Genomic DNA, 762 nt, shown 5'->3' on the forward strand with positions numbered 1-762 from the left:
CGCCTGATCTTTAACCTGGAATCCCTGACAGGGTATTCCACCAGTGTTGATGGTAGTGACCTTGTGGTGGTGTTGGGTGATGAAGAGGCCAACACAGCAATGTCCGCCTCTGGGGACGTAAAAACTGCCGGTGATGCGGTGGTCAGCGGAGTGGATTTTCGACGCGGCACCAGTGGCGAAGGCCGGGTTATTGTGAAGCTGTCTAAGTCGTCGATTCCGGTGGATGTGCAGGAGGAAGGCGGCAAAATCATTGCTCGTTTCGTGGGCGCCGGTGTCGATAATGATCAAGTGCGTAAGCTGGATGTGACTGATTTTGCCACTCCTGTTCGCATGATCGAAACGGCCAGCGTGGACGGCAGTGTGCAAATTACCATTGAGCCGACGGGCTCCTGGGAATATCTGGCGTACCAGGCCGACAACGAATTCAGCATTAATGTAAAGCCGGTTAGTAAGGCTGACGCGGAGCGCAAGAAAAAGGAGGCTTTTGCTTATACGGGAGAGAAGCTGTCTTTGAACTTCCAGGACATTGAAGTGCGCTCCGTGCTGCAGTTGATCGCAGACTTTACCGGCTTGAATCTGGTGGCTTCTGACACAGTCTCTGGTCGTATTACCCTGCGCCTGCAGAACGTGCCTTGGGATCAGGCATTGGAACTGATTTTGAAGACCAAGGGGCTTGATAAGAGGCAGGTAGGTAATGTCTTGCTTGTGGCGCCCGCTGACGAGATCGCTGCCCGGGAGCAGCTTGAGCTGGAAAGTCAGAAG

Annotated in this window: 1 protein-coding gene; it reads left to right on the forward strand. The window is 53.8% G+C overall.

Going from position 1 to position 762, the window contains the following annotated elements:
- A partial coding sequence (locus A3730_RS25210) for an AMIN domain-containing protein (protein ID WP_197477633.1) occupies nucleotides 1–762 on the forward strand: 762 nt, incomplete at both ends.

This window comes from Alcanivorax sp. HI0044 (assembly GCF_001634945.1).